Here is a 20,185-nt window from a genome sequence, read left to right as displayed (position 1 = left end):
GTGATGCAAATGTTCGTGAAGTCAGCAGGTAGCTATGTCCAACCTCAATCATCCTCTACATACACAGTATGATGCGATTGCCGATGCTCTCGCGGGCCCTGGTTTTATTATTCTCGATGGTGCGTTTTCCGCACAACTCGCGCAAGACTTGGTTGCATTGATCGGCTCAAAAGAGGTGCAATTGAAACGAGCGGGTATTGGCCGCGCGGATAACTTTCAACTCAATGACTCGGTGCGCGGTGATGTAATTGAATGGTTGGAGCCAGGTGCAGCCGCTGTCACAGAATTTTTATCTGCAATGGATAAGCTAAGGGAGGCGTTGAATCAGCGCTTGTTTTTGGGTTTGTGTGAATATGAAGCGCATTTCGCGTGTTATAAACCGGGTGCGTTTTATGCAAAGCATCGCGATGCTTTTCGCGGTAAACCGGGGCGCAAGGTTTCGAGCGTTTTTTATTTGAATCCTGACTGGGATTTTGCAGCAGGCGGTGAATTAGTGCTCTATGATGAAGCGGGGAGCACAGAGTTGTTCAGGCTTGCACCAGAATGCGGCAGATTGGTGTTGTTCCTGAGTGAGAATTTTCCCCATGAGGTCTTACCCGCGAGTCGCCAACGTCAGAGTATTGCTGGTTGGTTTCGGGTAAAACCTTAGAGCACAAGGCGAATAGTGGGTTCTCTAGCCTAAATGTGCATGATTATTAGGTGGTGAATCCTGCGGCTGCGGAATAACGGCGGCTAAAATTCCCGGATAGCGAAGTTCTGCTGTTTGTTGCAGCCCTTTGAAGGTAAATACCGCTGAGGAGGTAAGTTAGTTGGCAATGCTTTTGCAAGACTTGATCTGTGGCTCGCTGGAGTTCTTCCGGGAGAGAGGAAATGGAACTAGAGGATTAGTTTTCAGCGGGCGCTATAACAAAAAACATACCACGCTCAGAAAAGCTCCCTCTTTTATAGAGACAATAAGGCGAGGCCGCGCATGCTTAAGGAAGTCACCATGAGTGAAATGAAAATTGATTGGCAGAATTACCATTCTGGCAATTTTTACGACGAATTAATTGGCTCGCCCGGCAAGCCCAGACCTGAAACCAAACATCTCGCCCAATATCTCGCCTCACTGACCGGCGCGGAGTTGCAAGAGCGCAAGCTGTCCGCTGAGCTAGCCATTAAAACGATGGGTATTTCATTTACGGTATACAGCGACGCAGGCAACATCGACCGCGAGTGGCCGTTTGATATTATCCCGCGCATTATCCCGCAGCGTGAATGGCAAAAAACAGAACGCGGGCTGATTCAACGTTTAACGGCGCTCAACTGTTTTATCAATGACATTTACAACGACCAAAAAATCATTAAAGACAAGGTTGTACCCGCATACTTGTTTGAAAACTCGGTCAACTTCCGCAAAGAATGTATGGGCATGAAGCCGGCCTATGGTGTGTGGTCCCATATCTGCGGCAGCGATTTGATTCGCGATGACAAAGGCGAGTTTTTTGTTCTGGAAGATAATTTGCGCGTGCCCTCTGGCGTTTCCTACATGCTGGAGAATCGCAAAGTAACCAAGCGTGTTTTCCCTGAGTTATTTGAAAATCACAATATTGTTCCTGTCACCGACTATCCCAACCAGCTGTTCGATACACTCGCGTCTTTATCGCCGCGCAAGGCTGATCGCCCTGAAGTTGTAGTGCTCACCCCAGGCATTTATAACTCTGCCTATTTTGAACATTCCTACCTCGCGCAACAAATGGGGGTGGAATTAGTTGAGGGTAGTGACTTGGTTGTCGACAGCGATGACTGTGTGTATATGCGCAGCATTGATGGTTTAAAGCGTGTCGATGTTATTTATCGTCGTATCGATGATTTATTTTTAGATCCGGACATGTTTAATCCGGATTCGGTGCTCGGTGTTCGCGGTTTAATGCGCGCCTGGTTAAAGGGTAATGTTGCGCTCGCTAATGCGCCTGGTGCGGGTGTGGCGGATGACAAGGTGATCTACACCTTTGTGCCGGCGATGATTAAATATTATTTGGGTGAAGAACCCATTCTGCCCAATGTGCCGAGTTATCTGTGTGTCGATAAGAAGCAGTGCGATTACGTGCTCGCCAATCTCGATAAGCTGGTGGTTAAACCGGCAAATGAATCGGGTGGTTACGGCATGATTATCGGCCCGCAAGCGAGCAAAAAAGAACTGGAAGAATTTGCCCTGCGTATTAAAGCCGATCCGCGCAACTATATGGCGCAGCCGTTAATTTCTCTATCCACCGCACCGATTCTCACTAATGGTAATGCCGAACCGCGCCATATCGATTTGCGCCCATTTGTATTGCAGGGGCGTGAAAGTTGCGTCACTCCCGGTGGGTTAACGCGTGTTGCTATGCGCAAGGGTTCCTATGTGGTGAACTCATCACAAGGTGGTGGCAGTAAAGATACCTGGATTGTGGTGGAGGATTAATCAATGTTGTCACGTGTAGCAGAGCGAATTTATTGGTTGGGTCGTTATATGGAGCGCAGCGAAAATATTGCGCGACTTGTCAACGTCAACTCAAATCTATTATTGGATTTGCCGGCAGGTGTGCGCGTCGGTTGGGGCTCGCTGATTGATATTAGTGGCACCGGCAGCTACTTCGAGCGCGATACCCAATTGGCTGATGAAAAAACCGTAGTGAATTTTATTCTGGCGGATAAAAAAAATCCGGCTTCATTAATTAACTCGCTCAGTTTTGCCCGGGAAAATTCGCGTATTACTCGTGAAACCATGCCGATGGAGGCGTGGGAGTTAATTAATGATTTGTATCACTACATCCGCGACCGCGCTGAAAATGTAACGTCGCGTCGCGATCGCAGCATAATTTTGTTGCATGTCATCAGCAGTGTGCAGCAATTCTCTGGCTTGCTCGCGGGTTGTATGAGCCACAACAATGCTTACGATTTACTGCGCATTGGTCGCAATATTGAACGCGCCGATATGAGTACGCGTATTGTGGATGCAGGTTTGGTAAATCTGTTGCCGCACTTGTCGGCCGGCGGTGCTGAAAAGCTGGAGCCTTACGACAATATTTTGTGGATGAGTGTATTACGCTCCCTCAGTGCCTACCAAATGTATCGCCAGCATGTTCGCGACCGCGTTAACGCCAATGCAGTGGTGACTTTTTTGTTGCAAAACGAAGACTTCCCTCGTGCTGTTGCACACTGCCTTAAACAATTGGAACAGTGTTTATGGGCATTGCCCAACAGTGAAAAAGTATTGGCTGCCATTGTCAATATTCAAAACAAATTGGATGAAGCCGATGTGGATGAATTACTAAAATCCGGCTTGCACGAATATATCGATGAGTTGCAATTGGAGATTGGTAATTTGCATTTCAGAATTGCCGAAACCTGGTTTCTGCAGGGAGTAGTATCCCAAGAGCAAAAATCAGCTTAAGTCATCCATGATTTTCTTGCGTGTTGTCTCTCTGAGATCACTGACCCGCCACAGAGCGGGTCTTTTTTTATGTGCGTTTTTCTTGTTTTCTCTCTAGAAGAATTACTGATCAGTTTGGCAATATCCTGAAAACTGCATAATTTACGGTATTACATTCCCCCTGTTACCAATTTTCCCACCTTCTAGATATTATTGACAACGTTGTCCTTTTGGCGTAGTTTTCAACATGACGACAGTTGGTTTAATTGTCGCTTTGCTAGTTGGTTATCGATATTTGTTGGAAACGCTTTTGTTGGGATTGCTGTTAGTTACAACAAGGGAATAATAAAAAAATCTAACGAATGACGGGTTAATCGCTGAATAGTCCGCTGATCATTTTTTTGATTTGAGTGTACAACTCGAAACGGTGTTGTATTGCCCAAAATAATTAATGAATTATGCCTGCTACAGGATTTGTTACGCCCCCTTTCTATTAGGGCAGGGTTCCGCTGGAATAACTGCTGTGTAGTTTTTATGTGAATTTAGTTAGATAAAAAATCACCCCGGTTACAGGGGCGGGCGTTCTGTTGCCCGAAAAAAATTAAATCAATCACGAGGGATAAACAATGAGAAAAATTTCAACATTAATGCTCGTGTCGTCAGCGGGGTTGTTGCTATCGACAACAGCCTACGCATACGACTGCAGTCAGTTGACGCCATATACCAATGGTGCAACTTATGCGAACGGCGCGAAGGTTAAAAATGTCAATAAAGCGTTCAGTTGCACAGTCGGCGGTTGGTGTTCAGTCGGCGGCCCCTATGAGCCGGATGTTGGTTGGGCGGCCAGCAATGCTTGGGCTGAACTGGGTGCATGTGATGTAGCTACTACACAAGTAGCGTTGCACTTTCCAGTGTTCCCGCGTCCAGCAGCGCTGCGCCCTCAAGTGTTCCTGCGTCTAGCAGTGCCGCGCCCTCCAGTATCCCTACATCCAGCAGTGTTGCACCTGCAAGTAAATCTTCTTCCAGTACCGCATCGGTAGCGAGTGGAATTTGTGCGGCGATAAATGTGTATCCCAATTGGCCGCAAAAAGATTGGGCGGGTAATCCTTCCTATGCGACTGGCGGCGATCAAATGCAATATCAAGGTGTTGCATACAAAGCGAATTGGTGGACACAAAGTATTCCCGGTAGTGATGGCTCCTGGACCTTCGTGAAAAATTGTGACGTTACTGCAAGCAGTTCAGTTGCGCCATCCAGCGTGTCTGCAGTGAGCAGCAGCAAATCGAGCTCCTCAAGTTCATTAAGCGTGATTGTGGTGAGCAGTTCGTCAAAAAGTTCTTCAAGTTCGGTGGTGGTTGTATCGTCTTCTGCGCCGTCCGTTTCTTCCAGCAGTAGCAGCGTCAGCCTAGTGATTAGTGGTTATTATCCTACCCGTGCTAATCCGGTAAGCCTTAAAGTGAAAGGTTGGCCAAGTGATTTGGCAATGGGTTCAGTCACCGATAACAACGCAACAGCAAATGATGCGTTGGCGGCGTCTGGCGTAGATTCTATTTTTGCCAACGAGGGCAATGGCACTGGCGATCGCGGCCAAGTGATAGTTCCAAATGTTACCGCGCAAACAATTGCGCAAGCGCGCAATATTGAGAATGTCAGCGGCGCAAAAGTACTGCCGGTAATTGGTGTGGCAACGGCAGATGTATCTGGCATAGGTGCTGAAGATATTTTGGATAGCGCTAATCTGGTTAAACATTTCCAAAATTTGATTCGCGTAGCCGCTACAGTGCAAGCCAATAAAGATTCCGCTCACGTTAATCCCGGTGCATTGGTTTTGAATGCTGGCTTATTAGCGCAATGGCAGGCTAATCAAAATGGCAGCTTTAAAACCGCATTTGGCAGCGCAGGTAACTGGGTTGCGATTGATGTTAAACAAGCGGTGAAAGATGCGTTAACCAACGAAGCAAATTATGCAATTGGCAGTCAATCGCTTGCGGCGATTTACAATCTGAATAGTTTGAAAGCCGAAGTGGATAGTGCATTGCAAAACAACATCACCGGTTGGGTGCAAGCGCACAATTTATTGATTAAACGCCTAAGCCCCGATGTGTCGTTCGGTTGGGTCGCAAGTGTATCCAGCCCAGGCAATAGCAATTGGGTGCACACTGATTTTGCTGGCTTGCAAGATGTATGGGATGCAGCGGCTTATTCGGTATCAACCTTTGCCAATAGCATCGGTGCTTATACCACCAATACTTACCGTCCCGATTTCCTTGCGTTCGATAAATCAGCTGATGATGGCTTCTCGCCTTCTGCGCGCGGCAATTACGCCTTTGGTGCAAAAGAGTGGGAAAACTATTTGAACTATGTGCGTCAGGTAACTGATTCATTGTCGATCCCGGCGATGTTGTGGCAAATTCCCGGCGGCCACTTGGCAAGCGTGAGTGAGTCAACCGGCAGTTACAATCTGGCCAATGATTCAGGCACTGCAGGGACTTATTTCATGGGCGATAAAACTATCGGTACTGTGGTAAGTAATATTCGCAGTGAAGTGTTGAGCATCCCACTTAATGCATCGACTTATGCGGGTGCCAGTAACGTGAATGCATTGTTACAACAAACGCCCGGTTATGATTGGGGTGCATCGGCATTGCGCCGCGCCGCCTATAGCAACGTGTTTGCCATTATGTGGGGAAGCAAAGCGGGTACGGGTGTTGTGCCAACAGCAACCAGTGCGACGGATAATGGTTGGTTGAAAAATAAAATTGCAGCCAACAAAGCGGCGGGAGGTATGCCATTGTATGGTTCTGGCCAACTAACAACGGCTAGCGCGATTACCACCATTGCACAGTTGAATAGCGATTTGGTGAGTGTGGAAAGTGCGATGAATAACCAAGCGTTTTTGTACACCACACCATCGAATACCAAAGAACCATCCAACGTGTACAAGTGGGCTGATTTCCTCGTCGCTTTGAATGCAATGCACAACGTAGGTGTAGGGCCAACCAAATTTTGGTTGATCGATCCGACCAAAGATAATGCAACTAACGCTAAGTACGCCAAAGTAGCGATTGCTGCATTCCTTGCGCAAAGTATGAAAGAAACCATTCAATACGATGCGTGTGATGAAAATAACTGGTCAATTAATACCGGTGATCCGGTGAACTATCCAATCTCTGCGTCGTGTGGTCAGCTGCAACAGGATTATGCCTCTTACGGCCAAGACCCAATCACCGGTCGCGATAATCCATACTCTTGCCCGCGCAATCCTAAAATGGAAATCACCGCCAACACCAACGCCAAATGGTACGGTGCACCGGGGCCTTTGTTTACTGCACCAGACAGAGTGCTGGCGAAAAAAGGTTTGTTAGTAAATGGCAGTGTTGGCTATTGGGATTACAGCGCCTGGTTCCCGGCAGTCACTACCGTTGATAAATCAGCGCAAGCTTATCTGCGCGAAGAGGGCAAAGTGTACGATGGCCAAAAAGCGGGTAAATTTGTATGGAATGGCAGTGCGGGCAAAAGTATCGAAGGTTGTGGTTGGTGGGGGCGTGGTGTTATCCAAACAACGGGTCGTTTGAACTTTGGTAAGTTGAATCACTTCCTCGGTCGCAGCCATGTTGATCCAGCCTATGCCGGTAAGGTAGTCGATGGCATTGCGGTAACACCCGCACCAGCTGATCCTTTGTATGCGGATATGGATCTCTGTTCCAATCCACAACTGGTTTGTTCATCTACCGAACATGGTGAAATTAAATGGATCGCCGGTTTGTTTTTCTGGATGAATGAAGTGCAGGGCTACCACGACCCTGCGTACAACTGGGATTACTATGCGCAATTAAAAGCTTATGTTGATGGCGGTATGAAAGGCGATGCATTCATCAACGCGGTATCGGGAATTGTTAACCGTGGCTGCCCGGATTCCACTTGCCCAATCAGTGGCGCAGTAGATGGTTTGGCAGACAGAAAAGCGCACTTTATAAAAGTGTTACAGATTATGGGTTTGAATCCGCAATAAAACCTTGGCAGTAAAATAAAGCACTCGTTATTGCGAGTGCTGTTAAAAAACCCGGCCAAAAGCCGGGTTTTTTTGTTGAATAATCATAATTTTTTACACGATTTTTTTATTCTGAATAACCACTCGACGTTGTAAATGCTTCACCCGTCATATAAAACTCGCCACCTGCCATATAGTGAATGCTGCGTTTTTGCGGATTATCAGAAAAATGCCAGCGGCCATCAATAAATTGTTCTGCGTCTGCATAAGCTGCAACAACTTCACCGATGATGACATCCATCGACTCTGCACCTTGTTTTATCACCTTGCATTCCAGCCAGCCGATGCAATCTTCAATTAATGGTGCGCCGATGATGGAGGAGGGGAAAGTTTTTATCCCATAGCGAGAAAATTTATCCTCATCTCGGCCGGAGGAATCGCCAACATCCAACGTCAGCTTGGCAATTTTTCGCATAGGAAATTGCAAAGCAAATTCACCACTGGCATCAACCAGTTCACGCGTAAATGTATTTTTGTCGATTACTACAGCGACTTTAGCCGGTGAAAAATCCACCGGCATAGTCCAGGAGGCCGCCATAATATTTCGCTGGTTTCCATAAGCGCTGGTCACTATGCTGACAGGGCCGTGGTTAAAAAGTTTGTAGCTGTCTTTGAGTGGAATAGCTGTGTGTTTTGTCATGTTAAAAGGTTAAACCTGTGCCTATATATAAATTCCATAAATGTGCTTTGCTTTCGCCTGGCTCACCAAAGTGTTGATAATCCACTCCTACACCCAACAGCAAATGCTCTTGAAGACGCAGGCCAATTTCTGCATTACCTTCAATCATCGCCTCCCAGTCATTCAATTCGGGTTGCTTGAATTTGAATCTACCGGCACCGACCCCCAAGCCACCCATGAGATAGAAACCTGAGTCACTGGCGAATTGGTCATAACCAATACCGCCCAAACCGATGGACAATGTTTCAACTATGGCATCGGGAGTCGGGGTGTTGATGTCGGTCACGTTGCGAGTAGCCGCAACGTAAATCGGGCCAACAAATAACCTGCCACCCCAACTGCGTTCAAAATCCATTTCGTATTTTTCATAACTCCCATCGTCATGATCAAACTTATCTTCATCGGCATCAATAATACCCAGTGGGGAATATTTCAGTTGCAGCACAATTGGCCAATCCACTTGGGCATGCGCCGCACTTGCTGCGAAGCCTAGCAGTAAAATAGATAAAAAGCGTTTCATGGTGAATTCCTTGAAAATAAAACGCGGTTGCTTAGTTGTAATATTTTAACGCGTTCTTTGACTTAGTTGTTGGGCGTCTTCGCCAAAGGTATGGGTTGATGCTTGAGGTAGATTGGGCATAACTGCTCAATCTACGTACTACATTTTGTCAATATTTAAAGGTGAGAACACAGGTTTGGTTTCGATTGTGGCGGTAAAATCAGTAGAAAAATAAATATAGCGTAATTCACTTCCTTCTTTCTGAAATAATAGAAGCGATCCTTCAGCGCTCGCAATTACTGTGGCTCTACCGGAAAATTCTTTTGTCATTACGAAGTGAGGTTCTTGTTCTCGCAACAAATTCGCTCGCATACCTCCTAAGAGAAACGAAATAATAATTAGTGCACCCGTAACTGTCACAAATGCTCCAGATACGGCACGACCTGATCGTGCTGGACGGCTCTTTATTTTTCTGATGAAGGTGTGCAATTTGGGCTGAAGAAAAAATCCAGATCGCACAAGGCCAGATAAAATAATGAATGCCAAGGACGCGAAGAGAGCGACGCCGTTGGCCAAGTTAATAGAAAACTTCACATAAATTCCAAGCATTAGTAGTAGAAAAAACAATGCTTGAATAATTAGCCAAATATAGCCTTCCCATTTTATGGTTCGACTGTGCGAACGGACAAAGCGACGCTGATCAGCCCGATTCATTCTCCGACGAAATCCAGGCTCTAGTCTATCGAGTACTGCGAAAAAGGGTAATAGAATGAGCTGTAACATAGAGGTAATTACGCGTGCGGAAACAGCAGAAAAAAACAAATAGAATAGAAATGTTGCAGTGACGCTTTTAGCAAGCGGCATACCGGCCACGGCTACAATATGTAGTGGTACCTTCATTAAAAAGCCGGCGTAATGCGCTAGAGATAAGGATACAATTGCAAGAAATCCGCCAATTATAGATGTTTTATAATTCCAAACTTGATGAAGCCAGCTTCGATTGGGTAGTGAATTAACTTGCATTCGAGAATTTTCCTTTCAGTGATTGTGATAACCGATATTTTTTAAATCGAATTTTTCCCGTAAAGTGGAACGAAGTGTAAAGAAAAAGTTGTTACTTTAAGGTAACCCATTTTATTGTTTGTCAGGTGCCATGTAATGCCAATTCAATTTCGAATGCTAGCTTGTCGTATATGGCTTCTCTTTCTTCTAATGACATAACTGATAAAGGCTCATTGGGAAGATTGGCTGCTTGGAATCTGCTGAGGGAAGGTTCTCTTGAAAATCTACAATGGGAAAGTATCACTGGTATTATTTTAGTTCCGTTTACTTCGGCATTTGACAATATAGGGGGCAGTTCATTCTCAACAATAAAATCTGATGCCATGAAGTCGGCGCTTAATAAAAGTATAGCTATACTTGCATTATTTAGAGCAGTATCAATTTTATGCTGCCACTGCTCCCCCGTTTTTATTTTTGTATCTTGCCAAACGTCTAACAATCCTTTCCGTTCTAATGGTTTCAGATGAGTAAGAAGTCGATCTAAATAAATTCTATCTTTGTGGCTATAACTAATAAAAGCCTTTGTTTTATGTTTATGCGTGTTTTTTTCAGAATAGAATGCTGACGGATCCTGAATAAACTTATTTATTATGGCGATTAACTTTTCTTTGAATTCATATTCCAGTGATGCGCTTGAGTAGACCAATATGTTTTTACTGCTAAGCATATAGATTGGAGGGTGATCGCTGGTGCAGAAATAGATTACTGGTTTGCCAAGTCCTTCAGATAAGCCTGCAAGGTATGTGTAGTTTCCGTTATGTGCAGTTACATCGCAGAGACATAAGTCAAATTTTCTAATTTGTTCGGAAAAATCAGCATCAGCTTTAATTATTTCGTTTGCGAATATCACTTCAGTTTCTGGAATATGTTGCAATATAGCTTCTTTTATGAAAGAGCCTATGTATTCAAGATCATACTCAGTTTTTGAATTGGAATATGGATTATTGGTTTTTGAATTTTGTGTCAAATACAAAATTTTCATTGACTCTCCTTGATATTCTGAAATTAATGCACGGATTAATCTAACATTTCATCGATAGCGTCAGTCATGTGTAACACAACCGCCTATCTTTTTCAAAAGCATGTAGCGATCTAAAAAGCTTCTTGTTAATCCATCATGATTGAACAAGGCGAATATATCAGACTGTCCGCTTTGGGGAGAAGTAATGAGCTTCAATCTGTTGCGGTTAGTAAATTCAGTCTGCGCGACCCGCAACAACCTGCTTGCTTATGCCTTCAATAAATAATTTATTGTTGAACACTAGCGGGCTTGCCCGGACGGGTCAATAACACAGTATAACTAAGCGAGCTTTTGTTTGGCGGGAATCTACAGTTCAAGAATGGATGACTGTAGATTCCGAAGGAGGTTTGGGGGGGAGTTTAGCGTTGAATTTGGCTTTGGCTCTGACTCTGGGTTTGAGTCTGAGTTTGAACGAAATCTTCTGCTATGCGTCGCACATCGACTGATACAAATAATTGTGGTGAGTGACCGCCGCCGAAGATAACGCCTTTGAGTGGTGTTACATCGGAGTAGTCGCGGCCCCAGGCGGTGGTGATGTGTTGTTCGCCGGTGATTTTATTATTGGTGGGGTCAAATTCGTACCAGCCTTCACCGGGGGAATAGACTGCAAACCATGCGTGGGTAGCATCGGCGCCAACTAATTTTTTTTGCCCGGGTGGCGGCAACGTTTCTAAATAGCCGCTGACATAACGCGCGGGAAAACCCAGTGAGCGCAAACAGCCAATCGCAAAATGCGCAAAGTCTTGGCACACACCGCGTTTGTGTTTTAGCACTTCAGCCAGCGGCGTGGCGACATCTGAAAACGTTGGATCGTAAGTGAAGTCAGCAAAAATTCGTTGGGTTAATTCCATTACTGCCGATAAAAAAGGGCGGTCGTCGCTAAACGATGGCGCGGCGTATTCGGCTAAATCGCTATGTGCTTGCACCATGGGCGAGTCGAGCATAAATTCACGCGCACACAGCGTTTCCCAATCTTTACTGTGTTGCAATAAATACTTCACGTAAGTGCAGGGATTGCCGAAATCGAGATTGGGGTCGGTGGTTGCGTCTTTAATATAAATCTCGCTGGTGATACTTACATCCAATACGGTGTGATCTTTTTCAATCGAAAATTGTAAAAACTGATTGCCAAAATAATCAGTGCGTATGGTGCGGGTTGTCGCCATTGGCGAGACTTTAATATCCAATTTATCGATGCGCTGCCGCTCGGTTGCGCGCGGCAATACATAGGCGAGGTTGTAGCAGTTACTTACGGATAATGCGTACTGATAGCGCGTGCTGTGGAGGATGCGGTATTTCATAGTTGATCCTCCCACTCGGTATTTTTCACCAACAGCTGCGGCCCGTCGGTGTGATCAAAATAATGTTGGCCAATTGCTTTGGTTGCGGTGGTAATTAAATATTGCAAGCGCGACAGCAGTTGATCCAAATCCGAGCGAATACCATTGGTGGTTTTGGCCAGCAGTTTGATGTCGCTGAGCCTTAGCGCGGTGGTGGCTTCCAATAATAACTTTTGCTCGGCGCTGAATTCATCCTGATTGTTAGTCAGGTTGCTAAAGTGTTCTTCTAATTGGGTTAACTGATAAATCAGCGAGCGTGGATTTTTTGCGTTGAGCATGATCATTTCCAAACCTTGCTCGATACGCATGCCATTTTGGTAGCGGCGGCGATAGGTAATCAAGGCTTCGCCGCAGAGCAAATTAGATTCAATCAGCGTTTCTTGTTCAATTTCTTCAAAACCGGTCACCAATAGTGAGCGCAAGGTGTTCACAATTTGCAGCGCGCGCTCCAGGCGACGTCCCATTTCCATAAAGTGCCAACCATTGCCGCGGGTCATGCTTTCGTGAATCAAACCAGCAAATGCGAGCAGAGTCGTAATTAGCGGTGCCAAGGCTTCTTCCGGTGCGGAAAGAGTGTTGGGTTCCAGTGTTTGTTTTAATTGCTCAAGCTGATCGCCAATATCGTTAATCACCCGCTGGGTATCGCTGGAAAATTGTTCTTTCACTTGTTCTGCGGCATTGATCATGGCGATTAAATTATTGGCCACACTACCGAGCCGCTGGTGATCTAAAATAATCGAAATCATTTCCGGTTCAGGATTTTTAAACAGCGTATTTTGCAAGCTGGTAAAACCGGGATAGGTTGCGGTGACATGGGTGATGGCACTCAATAAAGTGCGACAGACCGGATCGGGCAATTTTTCGGTTTTGTTAAGTTGAATAAACACAGTGCGCAGTAAACGCAGTGCGGATTCCGCGCGCTCGGCATAGCGCCCCATCCAAAATAAATTTTCTACCACGCGGCTGGGCAGCGCATTGGTACTTTCGTTGGAGGATTGGGCATCTATATTGAGTAAGCTAATTTGTTTTTCAGGTTCCGATGCCAGCACCCAGGTGTCTTTTGAGATGGAACCGCGTTGGTTGGAAATAATTTTTTTGTCTGCGTCAAGATTAACGCGGGTTAAACCGCCCGGCATCACTGAATAAGAACTTTCACTGGCCACGGCAAAGGTGCGTAAAACTGACGCGCGCGGTTGAATTTGCCCTTGGTGCCAGGTGGGCGTTTGCGCGCCGGCAACATATTCCTGCGCAACAAATTGCAGCGGATTTTTGCGAATACGATTTTGCCAGGCCTGTAATTTTTTATCGTCCAGATCAGCGCCATAGACTTCATACAAGCCGGGGCGGCGATAGGTAGGTTTGATCAACAGGTCTTTTAAATTGGCGCATACATACTCCAAATCATCGCTATTGCCGCACCACCAGGTTTTGACTGATGGCATTTGCAAGTCGCGCCCTAACAGCGCTTGTGAGATGGCAGGCAAATAGCGCAGCAGCGCTGGATTTTCTAACACACTGGAGCCGAGTGGGTTGGCGATAGCCACGTGCCCCATACGCGCAACTTCTAATAAACCGGGCACACCCAAACGTGAGTCGCCGCGCAACTCTACTGGGTCGCAATAGACATCATCCACGCGGCGCAAAATCACATCGACACGTTTTAAACCGTCGAGTGCTTTCATCCATACATAACCATTGCGCACACTCAAATCGCTGCCTTGTACTAATTGGAAACCCAAATAGTTGGCGAGATAGGCGTGTTCAAAATACGCTTCGTTATAAATACCGGGGGTGAGCACTACAATGCGCGCAATGCCGCCATTAGGATTTAATTCGTGCAAACGCTGGCGCAGGCGCGAAAAAAATAATGACAGGCGATGCACATGGCTATCGCGAAACAAACTGGGAAATACGCGGTTCATCACTGTGCGATTTTCTAAGGCGTAACCGGCACCGGAAGGCGCTTGGGTGCGGTCGGCCATCACGCGCATAGTGCCATCGGGGGCGCGCGCCAAATCGGCAGCGTGCAAAATCAGTTGGTGATCGCCGGGCAATTTAATTTGATGACAGGGGCGCAAAAATCCGTGATGGGAAAATAATAATTCCGGCGGAATCACACCTTGGCGAACCAGTGTGCGCTCACCGTAAATATCTTGCAGCAATAAGTTAAATAATTCCGCGCGTTCAACCAGCGAGGTTTCAATTTGGTTCCACTCTTCGCTGTCAATGAGCAGTGGGATGGGGTTGAGTTGCCAGCTTTGATTTGCATCTGGCTCATCGTAAATTTTATAGGTTGCACCATCATCGCGCAGAATGCGGCGAGTTTTGCGCTGCCGCTCTTCAATCGCGTCTTGCCCCAGCGTTTGCAAACTGTGCAGTAGGTAGCGCCAGTGGGGGCGAATACCGCCTTCGCTGTCATAGGCTTCATCTATCCCAGCGAGGGGCGAGGGGTACATAAACGCCTTAATATCGCTGGTAGTGACCGGATTTTCCATAAGCGTGGAATAAGGTTTCATGATATTGGGTTGTTTTTATGGATATGGATTTCATTGTAACCCGCTGAGCCTATTTGGTGAGAAAATTCATTCTGAGTATACGGGGGAGTCGTCATCCTCGCGCAGCGGGGATCCATAAGCCATAAAAGCAAAAGCTGGATTCCCGCTGCGCGAGAATGACGATGTGCCATCAACTTAAGTCAGTCTTTTCATCTATTTACGCAAATCCAGCGTGTGTGGATATTCATCTGCCGGTTCTTCTGGCGGCGGTGCCATAGGTCTGGGTGGATGTTTGTTTTCAAAAAATTCACGCAGAATTTCCCCGGCCGGTGTGATCGGTAAGGCTCCCGGTGTGTGGTTGATATCAAAGAAACGATTACCACGGCGCGATTCGGCTTCATTGGCGTTAACCGGGAAGCGATCATAGCTGCGGCCACCGGGATGGCTGACGTGATAGGTGCAGCCGCCGATACTTTTACCGTTCCAGGTATCAATTAAGTCAAACACTAGCGGTGAATGAATACCGATGGTCGGGTGCAAGGCTGAGGGCGGCTGCCAAGCGCGGTAGCGCACGCCGCCGACATATTCACCGTGTTTTCCCGTTGCATTCAAACACACGCGGCGGCCATTACAGGCGAGCACATAACGGCCCGGTGTTAAGCCGCTGACTTTAACTTGCAAGCGTTCGAGGGACGAATCCACATAACGCGACGTGCCGAAGCTGCTGACTTCTTCACCTAGCACATGCCAGGGTTCAATCGCCCAGCGCAATTCGATTTCAATATCGTCCAACTGCACACGGCCATAATGCGGGAAACGAAATTCTTCAAACGCCGCCAACCATTCGAGTTGGAATGGATAACCTTGTTCATTCAAATCTTTAACCACATCGCGCAAATCTTCCCACACATAGTGCGGCAACATAAATTTGTCGTGCAGCAAAGTGCCCCAGCGCACTAGCGGTTTTTTGTAGGGTTCTTTCCAGAAGCGGCTAATCAAACAGCGCAACAATAAAATTTGCACTAGCGACATGCGCGCATGGGGCGGCATTTCAAAACCGCGGAACTCCAAAATACCCTGGCGACCACTGGCGGTGCCGGGGGCGTAGAGTTTATCGATACAAAACTCAGCGCGATGGGTATTGCCGGTGATGTCGATTAATAAATTGCGCATCAGGCGATCAACTAACCAAGGTTGATCGACAATGCCTTCGGGCATTTCTTTAAAGGCGATTTCCAATTCGTACAGCATTTCTGCGCGGCCTTCATCGACGCGCGGCGATTGGCTAGTCGGTCCAATAAATAAACCGGAAAATAAATAGGAAAGGCCGGGGTGATGCTGCCAATAAGTAACCAGGCTGCGCAACAAATCCGGACGGCGCAAAAATGGACTGTTCGCCGGTGTTGAGCCGCCGAAGGTGACATGGTTGCCGCCGCCGGTGCCTGAGTGGCGGCCGTCGAGCATAAATTTCTCGGTGCCCAAGCGGCACTGGCGGGCATCTTCATAAAGTGCTTCGGTGTTGTTAACCAAATCCGCCCAGGTTTCTACCGGATGAATATTCACTTCAATCACACCCGGGTCAGGGGTAATTAAAAATTTCTTCAAGCGATAATCTTTTGGCGGCTCATAACCTTCCAGCACAACCGGCATATTTAATTCGGCCGCGGTTGCTTCAATCGCTTCGATCAATGCAACGTAGTGTTCGAGATAAGTGAGGGGCGGTAAAAATAAATGCAAACGACCATCGCGCGCTTCAAAACACATCGCCGTGCGAATGACATAACCCGCTTCGAGATAATTGGGTTTGTGTGCTTCAGGGCTAGTGGCATTTGCCAATGCAGCTTTTTGCTCGGCAACTTTTTGCGCAATAGTCATTTTGCGTGCGCCGTTTTTTTCTGCCGCAAGTGCCGTGGCTTGTTGGCCGCTTGGCGCTAATGGCTCACGTGTAGTGAGCGGATCGTTTTCCGGCTGATAGCGCTCGTAATCGTGTTTGGGGAATTCGAGTGAGTTGAGCGGTAAACGCAGGCCTAACGGTGAATCGCCGGGCACTAAAAATAATTGATCGTTACGCAACTTCCAGCGGCCAGTTAACCAACTTTGGTTGGGGTAATTCCATTCAATCGGTAAAACGTAACCGCTTTCGGTATTTAATCCGCGCGTTAATAATTTTGCAATCCGGCGCCGTTCTAGATCATCTTTTAAATCGGCTTTTAACGGATCTATATCATGCGGCAGCGTTTGCTCTGCCCAGAGGTAATAGAGCACATCTTCGTAAGCCGGAATTAAATGTTCGCCATTGACGCGAATTTTTTCACACAATCGTTGCGCGAATTTTTTTGCATCCACGTGCGAGAGGCCGTAATTTTTATCGGCGCGCGCTAATAAATCTGGATTGTTCCACAGCGCTTGGCCATCGGTGCGCCAGAAACAGCCCAGCGCCCAGCGCGGCACTTCTTCACCTGGGTACCACTTACCTTGTCCGTAATGCAACAGGCCATTAGGTGCAAAGGTTTTGCGCATGCGCAGCAATAAATCTTTAGCGAGACGCAACTTATCGGCACCGAGTGCACCGGTATTCCACTGCTCGGATTCCATATCGTCAATAGACACAAACGTCGGTTCACCACCGGTGGTCAAGCGTACATCTTGTTCGATTAATTCTTTGTCTACTGCCGCACCGAGCGCGTTAATGGTTTGCCACTGCTCCTCGGTATAGGGTTTGGTGACGCGCGGGTCTTCGAGGATACGGAACACTTCGTTGCTGTAAGAAAATTCCACTTCGCACTTGCTGGTGGCGCCGGTAATCGGCGCGGCAGAAATTGGGTCGGGTGTGCAGGCGAGCGGGATATGCCCTTCAGTAGCGAGCAGGCCGGAAGTGGGGTCAAGGCCGATCCAGCCGGCACCGGGAATATAAATTTCGGTCCAGGCATGTAGATCGGTGAAATCTTTTTCCGGACCACTGGGGCCATCGAGCGCTTTGACGTCCGCGGTGAGTTGCACCAAATAACCGGAGGCAAAACGCGCGGCGTAACCCAGGTGGCGGAAAATCTGCACCAGTAACCAAGCGCTGTCGCGGCAGGAACCTTTAGCGAGTGTCAGGGTTTCTTCACAGGTTTGAATACCCGGTTCAAGGCGCACACCATAACCAATCGCCTGCTGTACCAGCTGGTTGATGCTCACCATAAAATCGTTCACCGCCCAAGGTTTTTCACTGACTTGGCGATGCTGAATATCGGCCTTGATTTTGTTGACTATCTCCATCAATTGCGGGCCGCTTTCGCTGATTTCGAGATAGGGAACCAACTCGCGCTTTAATTGCTCGTCGTACTCAAAGGGGATGTTCTCTGCATACTCTTCCACAAAAAAGTCGAAGGGATTGATCGAGGTCATATCGGCGACCAGTTCGACCTCGAACGAGAGCATTTTGGTCTGTTCGGGAAATACCAAGCGCGCTTGAAAGTTGCCAAACGGATCTTGTTGCCAATTGATGAAATGATCGGCGGGCTCAATTTTTAGCGAATAGCTGTGAATTTTGGTGCGGCTATGGGGCGCTGGGCGCAAACGCAGCACATGGGGAAAGAGTGAGGTCAGACGATCAAATGCATATTGGGTCTTGTGGTGAATGGCAACGCGAATAGCCATAAGTTAATTCCTTCCTGCATCGTGCGGTTTATGGATCATGCTGGTGCACTCAAGTGTGTACCAGACTGGGAAAAGGGCAAGTTCTTATCATCCTCAATGGTTGTTACGCTAAGTAGGTCGCGCTGAGTGTGACCTAGCTTACCTGTTTTATTGATTGAGGGGCTGTTGTTATTACTAAGGCAATAACTGCACCACAAGCGCAGGGGCTAAGCAAATGCGTTGGCTTGAAACAAAAAAGCGCCAGTATCGAGTGGATGCTGGCGCTTTTACATTCTTCAGTGCTGGCAAATCAGACCTGCGGTGGCGGTGGTGGCAATTGTAGGAATGCCGCCACAATCAGCTGATCCCAGGATTTGGTGAGTTCGTGCAGATATTGGTTATCGGCAGCAAACACTGTGTGTTGCATAAAACCGCTGTTGGTGGCGTAACTCATGAGTTCGATTGGTGGGCCAACGGTGAGGTTGGACTTCATAGTTGAATCCATAGAGACCAATGCGCAGAGAGCGGCGGTATCCAAGCCGGTTTCCGGTTTGAGCACGCGGTCCAGGATCGGTTTGCCGTACTTGCTCTCGCCAATCTGCAGGTAGGGGGTTTGATCCGAGGTGGTGATGTGATTGCCCTGCGGATAAATCAACATGACTGCTGGTGATTCCAGGCCAATTTGCCCGCCGAGCAGGAAGCTGGCTTCAAAGCTCACATTGTTGTTATGTTGAGCATGTTTCTCTTGAATAGCGATACTGATCTCGCCGACGTAATCGGCGGCATCGTGAATGCTCTCAACCGTAGCGAGGCTGACATCGGCACCATCTTTGATGTCTTTGCGGATTTTGGCGATCACAGATTGGGTAGTGGCAAGGTTACCGGCAGAGTTAATGACGATTTGACGGTCGCCCTCAATGCCGAACTGGTACATCTTGCTGTAGGTGCTCACCTGATCAACACCCGCATTGGTGCGCGAGTCTGAGCAAAAAATCAGGCCGGCATCAACTTTGATCGCAACGCAGTAGGTCATAACAGCAACCAGAACTCAGGAAAAAAAGGGCGCTTAGGTTAAGAGCAGGGGGGGGATGCGTCAAGGCGAATTTGGCCTGTTAAACAAACAGTTCTAACTTGAACCAAGGTTGGATGGTGTTAGCGAGCGGCGGCGAGGGCAATTACCCTCGCCAATAGTGCGTTTATCACTCAGCTGGTTTGTTCCAGTGAATATCCATTTGCGGAAAGGGAATGCTAATGCCGTTGTCATCAAACGCTTGTTTGATTTTTTCGGTTACATCGAACTTCACTGCCCAATAATTCTCGGTCAACACCCAGGGGCGCACGTAGAAATTCACGCTGCTGGCACCCAGCTCACCCACTGCAATAACCGGCTCCGGGTCTTTGAGGACTCGTTCGTCTTGAGCGAGGATGCTGCTGATTACATCGCGCGCTTTGCGCATATCATCGCCATAACCGATACCAAAAATCATATCGATACGGCGGGTGCTGCGCGCCGAATAGTTCACTATATTGCTGCTGTAGATGGTGCCGTTGGGAATGATGACTTGTTTGTTGTCGCCAGTGTGCAGGATGGTGGAGAAGATGCCAATTTTATCGACACTGCCTGCAACACCCGCCACCTCGACAAAATCACCTGCTTTAAAAGGGCGGAAGATCAGCAGCATAAAACCAGCGGCAAAATTTTGCAGTGAGCCCTGTAATGCCAAACCAACGGCCAAACCGGCAGCACCCAAAATAGCGATGACGGAATTGGTATTCACGCCTAATTGATCGAGTGCGGCGATGATAACAATCACCATCAATAGCGCACGAGCGAGAGACTTAATAAAGTCGATCAGAATAGTGTCGAGTTTGGTGTGTGATAGCACTTTACCCAGTGCACTGCTCACCAGTTTTACAATCAACTGACCGACAAAAAAGATCAGGAAGGCGAGCAAAATTTTGATGCTCCAAGGCACCACGTACTGATTAAAAAGTTGAATCAGATTGTCTTGTTCAAACATTC

Annotated in this window: 14 protein-coding genes; 4 read left to right on the top strand and 10 right to left on the bottom strand. The window is 47.3% G+C overall.

The genetic code is table 11. The features are described 5' to 3' along the window. The first annotated feature begins 34 nt into the window (after positions 1 to 34). The 3 genes from AWU77_RS17490 (at position 35) to AWU77_RS17480 (ending at position 3,415) form a co-directional block, all read left to right on the top strand. On the top strand, positions 35 to 649 hold the full coding sequence (locus AWU77_RS17490; protein WP_062066433.1) for a 2OG-Fe(II) oxygenase: 615 nt from the start codon (positions 35 to 37) through the stop codon (positions 647 to 649). A gap of 348 nt (positions 650 to 997) precedes the next feature. After that, positions 998 to 2,443, top strand: coding sequence for a circularly permuted type 2 ATP-grasp protein (locus AWU77_RS17485; RefSeq protein ID WP_062066891.1), 1,446 nt, complete (start codon positions 998 to 1,000; stop codon positions 2,441 to 2,443). 3 nt (positions 2,444 to 2,446) lie between these two features. Next, positions 2,447 to 3,415: an alpha-E domain-containing protein gene (locus tag AWU77_RS17480; RefSeq protein ID WP_062066430.1), complete on the top strand. Its 969-nt coding sequence runs from the start codon at positions 2,447 to 2,449 to the stop codon at positions 3,413 to 3,415. Between the two features lie 864 nt (positions 3,416 to 4,279). Here AWU77_RS17480 and AWU77_RS20380 read toward each other — a convergent pair. Next, positions 4,280 to 4,471 (bottom strand): hypothetical protein, encoded by a 192-nt coding sequence (locus tag AWU77_RS20380; protein WP_152625394.1) that lies wholly within the window; start codon positions 4,469 to 4,471, stop codon positions 4,280 to 4,282. On the opposite strand from AWU77_RS20380, the gene AWU77_RS20810 reads away from it, so the two are divergent. After that, complete coding sequence (locus AWU77_RS20810; protein ID WP_062066424.1) at positions 4,461 to 7,406, top strand: cellulose-binding domain-containing protein; 2,946 nt, start codon at positions 4,461 to 4,463, stop codon at positions 7,404 to 7,406. The two genes, AWU77_RS20380 and AWU77_RS20810, sit on opposite strands and share 11 nt — an antisense overlap. Positions 7,407 to 7,512: 106 nt before the next feature. Here the strand turns inward: AWU77_RS20810 and AWU77_RS17465 are convergent, their stop codons facing one another. The 9 genes from AWU77_RS17465 to AWU77_RS17425 form a co-directional block, all read right to left on the bottom strand. Beyond that, on the bottom strand, positions 7,513 to 8,085 hold the full coding sequence (locus AWU77_RS17465; RefSeq protein ID WP_062066421.1) for a flavin reductase family protein: 573 nt from the start codon (positions 8,083 to 8,085) through the stop codon (positions 7,513 to 7,515). Between the two features lies 1 nt (position 8,086). Beyond that, positions 8,087 to 8,644 carry a hypothetical protein gene (locus AWU77_RS17460; RefSeq protein ID WP_062066418.1) on the bottom strand — a complete coding sequence of 186 codons (558 nt, stop codon included), beginning with the start codon at positions 8,642 to 8,644 and terminating at the stop codon, positions 8,087 to 8,089. Between the two features lie 138 nt (positions 8,645 to 8,782). Beyond that, on the bottom strand, positions 8,783 to 9,646 hold the full coding sequence (locus AWU77_RS17455; RefSeq protein ID WP_062066415.1) for a hypothetical protein: 864 nt from the start codon (positions 9,644 to 9,646) through the stop codon (positions 8,783 to 8,785). A 121-nt stretch (positions 9,647 to 9,767) separates the two neighbouring features. Beyond that, complete coding sequence (locus tag AWU77_RS17450; RefSeq protein WP_062066412.1) at positions 9,768 to 10,667, bottom strand: toll/interleukin-1 receptor domain-containing protein; 900 nt, start codon at positions 10,665 to 10,667, stop codon at positions 9,768 to 9,770. Positions 10,668 to 11,065: 398 nt separating this feature from the next. Then, positions 11,066 to 12,007, bottom strand: a complete 942-nt coding sequence (locus AWU77_RS17445; RefSeq protein WP_062066409.1) for a transglutaminase family protein — start codon at positions 12,005 to 12,007, stop codon at positions 11,066 to 11,068. After that, positions 12,004 to 14,562, bottom strand: coding sequence for a circularly permuted type 2 ATP-grasp protein (locus AWU77_RS17440; protein ID WP_084618529.1), 2,559 nt, complete (start codon positions 14,560 to 14,562; stop codon positions 12,004 to 12,006). Before AWU77_RS17440 ends, AWU77_RS17445 begins: the two co-directional genes overlap by 4 nt. A 192-nt stretch (positions 14,563 to 14,754) precedes the next feature. Beyond that, positions 14,755 to 18,183 carry a DUF2126 domain-containing protein gene (locus AWU77_RS17435; protein ID WP_062066406.1) on the bottom strand — a complete coding sequence of 1,143 codons (3,429 nt, stop codon included), beginning with the start codon at positions 18,181 to 18,183 and terminating at the stop codon, positions 14,755 to 14,757. A 289-nt stretch (positions 18,184 to 18,472) separates the two neighbouring features. Then, positions 18,473 to 19,195 (bottom strand): hypothetical protein, encoded by a 723-nt coding sequence (locus AWU77_RS17430; RefSeq protein WP_062066403.1) that lies wholly within the window; start codon positions 19,193 to 19,195, stop codon positions 18,473 to 18,475. 166 nt (positions 19,196 to 19,361) lie between these two features. Beyond that, the gene (locus AWU77_RS17425; RefSeq protein ID WP_062066400.1) at positions 19,362 to 20,183 is read right to left on the bottom strand and encodes a mechanosensitive ion channel family protein; all 822 of its coding nucleotides are present in this window, start codon (positions 20,181 to 20,183) and stop codon (positions 19,362 to 19,364) included. Positions 20,184 to 20,185: the final 2 nt, after the last annotated feature.

This window comes from Cellvibrio sp. OA-2007 (genome assembly GCF_000953825.1).
Lineage (GTDB): Bacteria > Pseudomonadota > Gammaproteobacteria > Pseudomonadales > Cellvibrionaceae > Cellvibrio.
This window is presented reverse-complemented; position numbering and strand designations above follow the sequence as displayed.

What these genes read in the sequence shown, in the direction of transcription:
- AWU77_RS17490 (WP_062066433.1), top strand. Translation starts at nt 35, where the DNA reads ATGTCCAACCTCAATCATCCTCTACATACACAGTATGATGCGATTGCC.
- AWU77_RS17485 (WP_062066891.1), top strand. Translation starts at nt 998, where the DNA reads ATGAAAATTGATTGGCAGAATTACCATTCTGGCAATTTTTACGACGAA.
- AWU77_RS17480 (WP_062066430.1), top strand. Translation starts at nt 2,447, where the DNA reads ATGTTGTCACGTGTAGCAGAGCGAATTTATTGGTTGGGTCGTTATATG.
- AWU77_RS17465 (WP_062066421.1), bottom strand. Translation starts at nt 8,085, where the DNA reads ATGACAAAACACACAGCTATTCCACTCAAAGACAGCTACAAACTTTTT.
- AWU77_RS17460 (WP_062066418.1), bottom strand. Translation starts at nt 8,644, where the DNA reads ATGAAACGCTTTTTATCTATTTTACTGCTAGGCTTCGCAGCAAGTGCG.
- AWU77_RS17455 (WP_062066415.1), bottom strand. Translation starts at nt 9,646, where the DNA reads ATGCAAGTTAATTCACTACCCAATCGAAGCTGGCTTCATCAAGTTTGG.
- AWU77_RS17450 (WP_062066412.1), bottom strand. Translation starts at nt 10,667, where the DNA reads ATGAAAATTTTGTATTTGACACAAAATTCAAAAACCAATAATCCATAT.
- AWU77_RS17445 (WP_062066409.1), bottom strand. Translation starts at nt 12,007, where the DNA reads ATGAAATACCGCATCCTCCACAGCACGCGCTATCAGTACGCATTATCC.
- AWU77_RS17440 (WP_084618529.1), bottom strand. Translation starts at nt 14,562, where the DNA reads ATGAAACCTTATTCCACGCTTATGGAAAATCCGGTCACTACCAGCGAT.
- AWU77_RS17435 (WP_062066406.1), bottom strand. Translation starts at nt 18,183, where the DNA reads ATGGCTATTCGCGTTGCCATTCACCACAAGACCCAATATGCATTTGAT.
- AWU77_RS17430 (WP_062066403.1), bottom strand. Translation starts at nt 19,195, where the DNA reads ATGACCTACTGCGTTGCGATCAAAGTTGATGCCGGCCTGATTTTTTGC.
- AWU77_RS17425 (WP_062066400.1), bottom strand. Translation starts at nt 20,183, where the DNA reads ATGTTTGAACAAGACAATCTGATTCAACTTTTTAATCAGTACGTGGTG.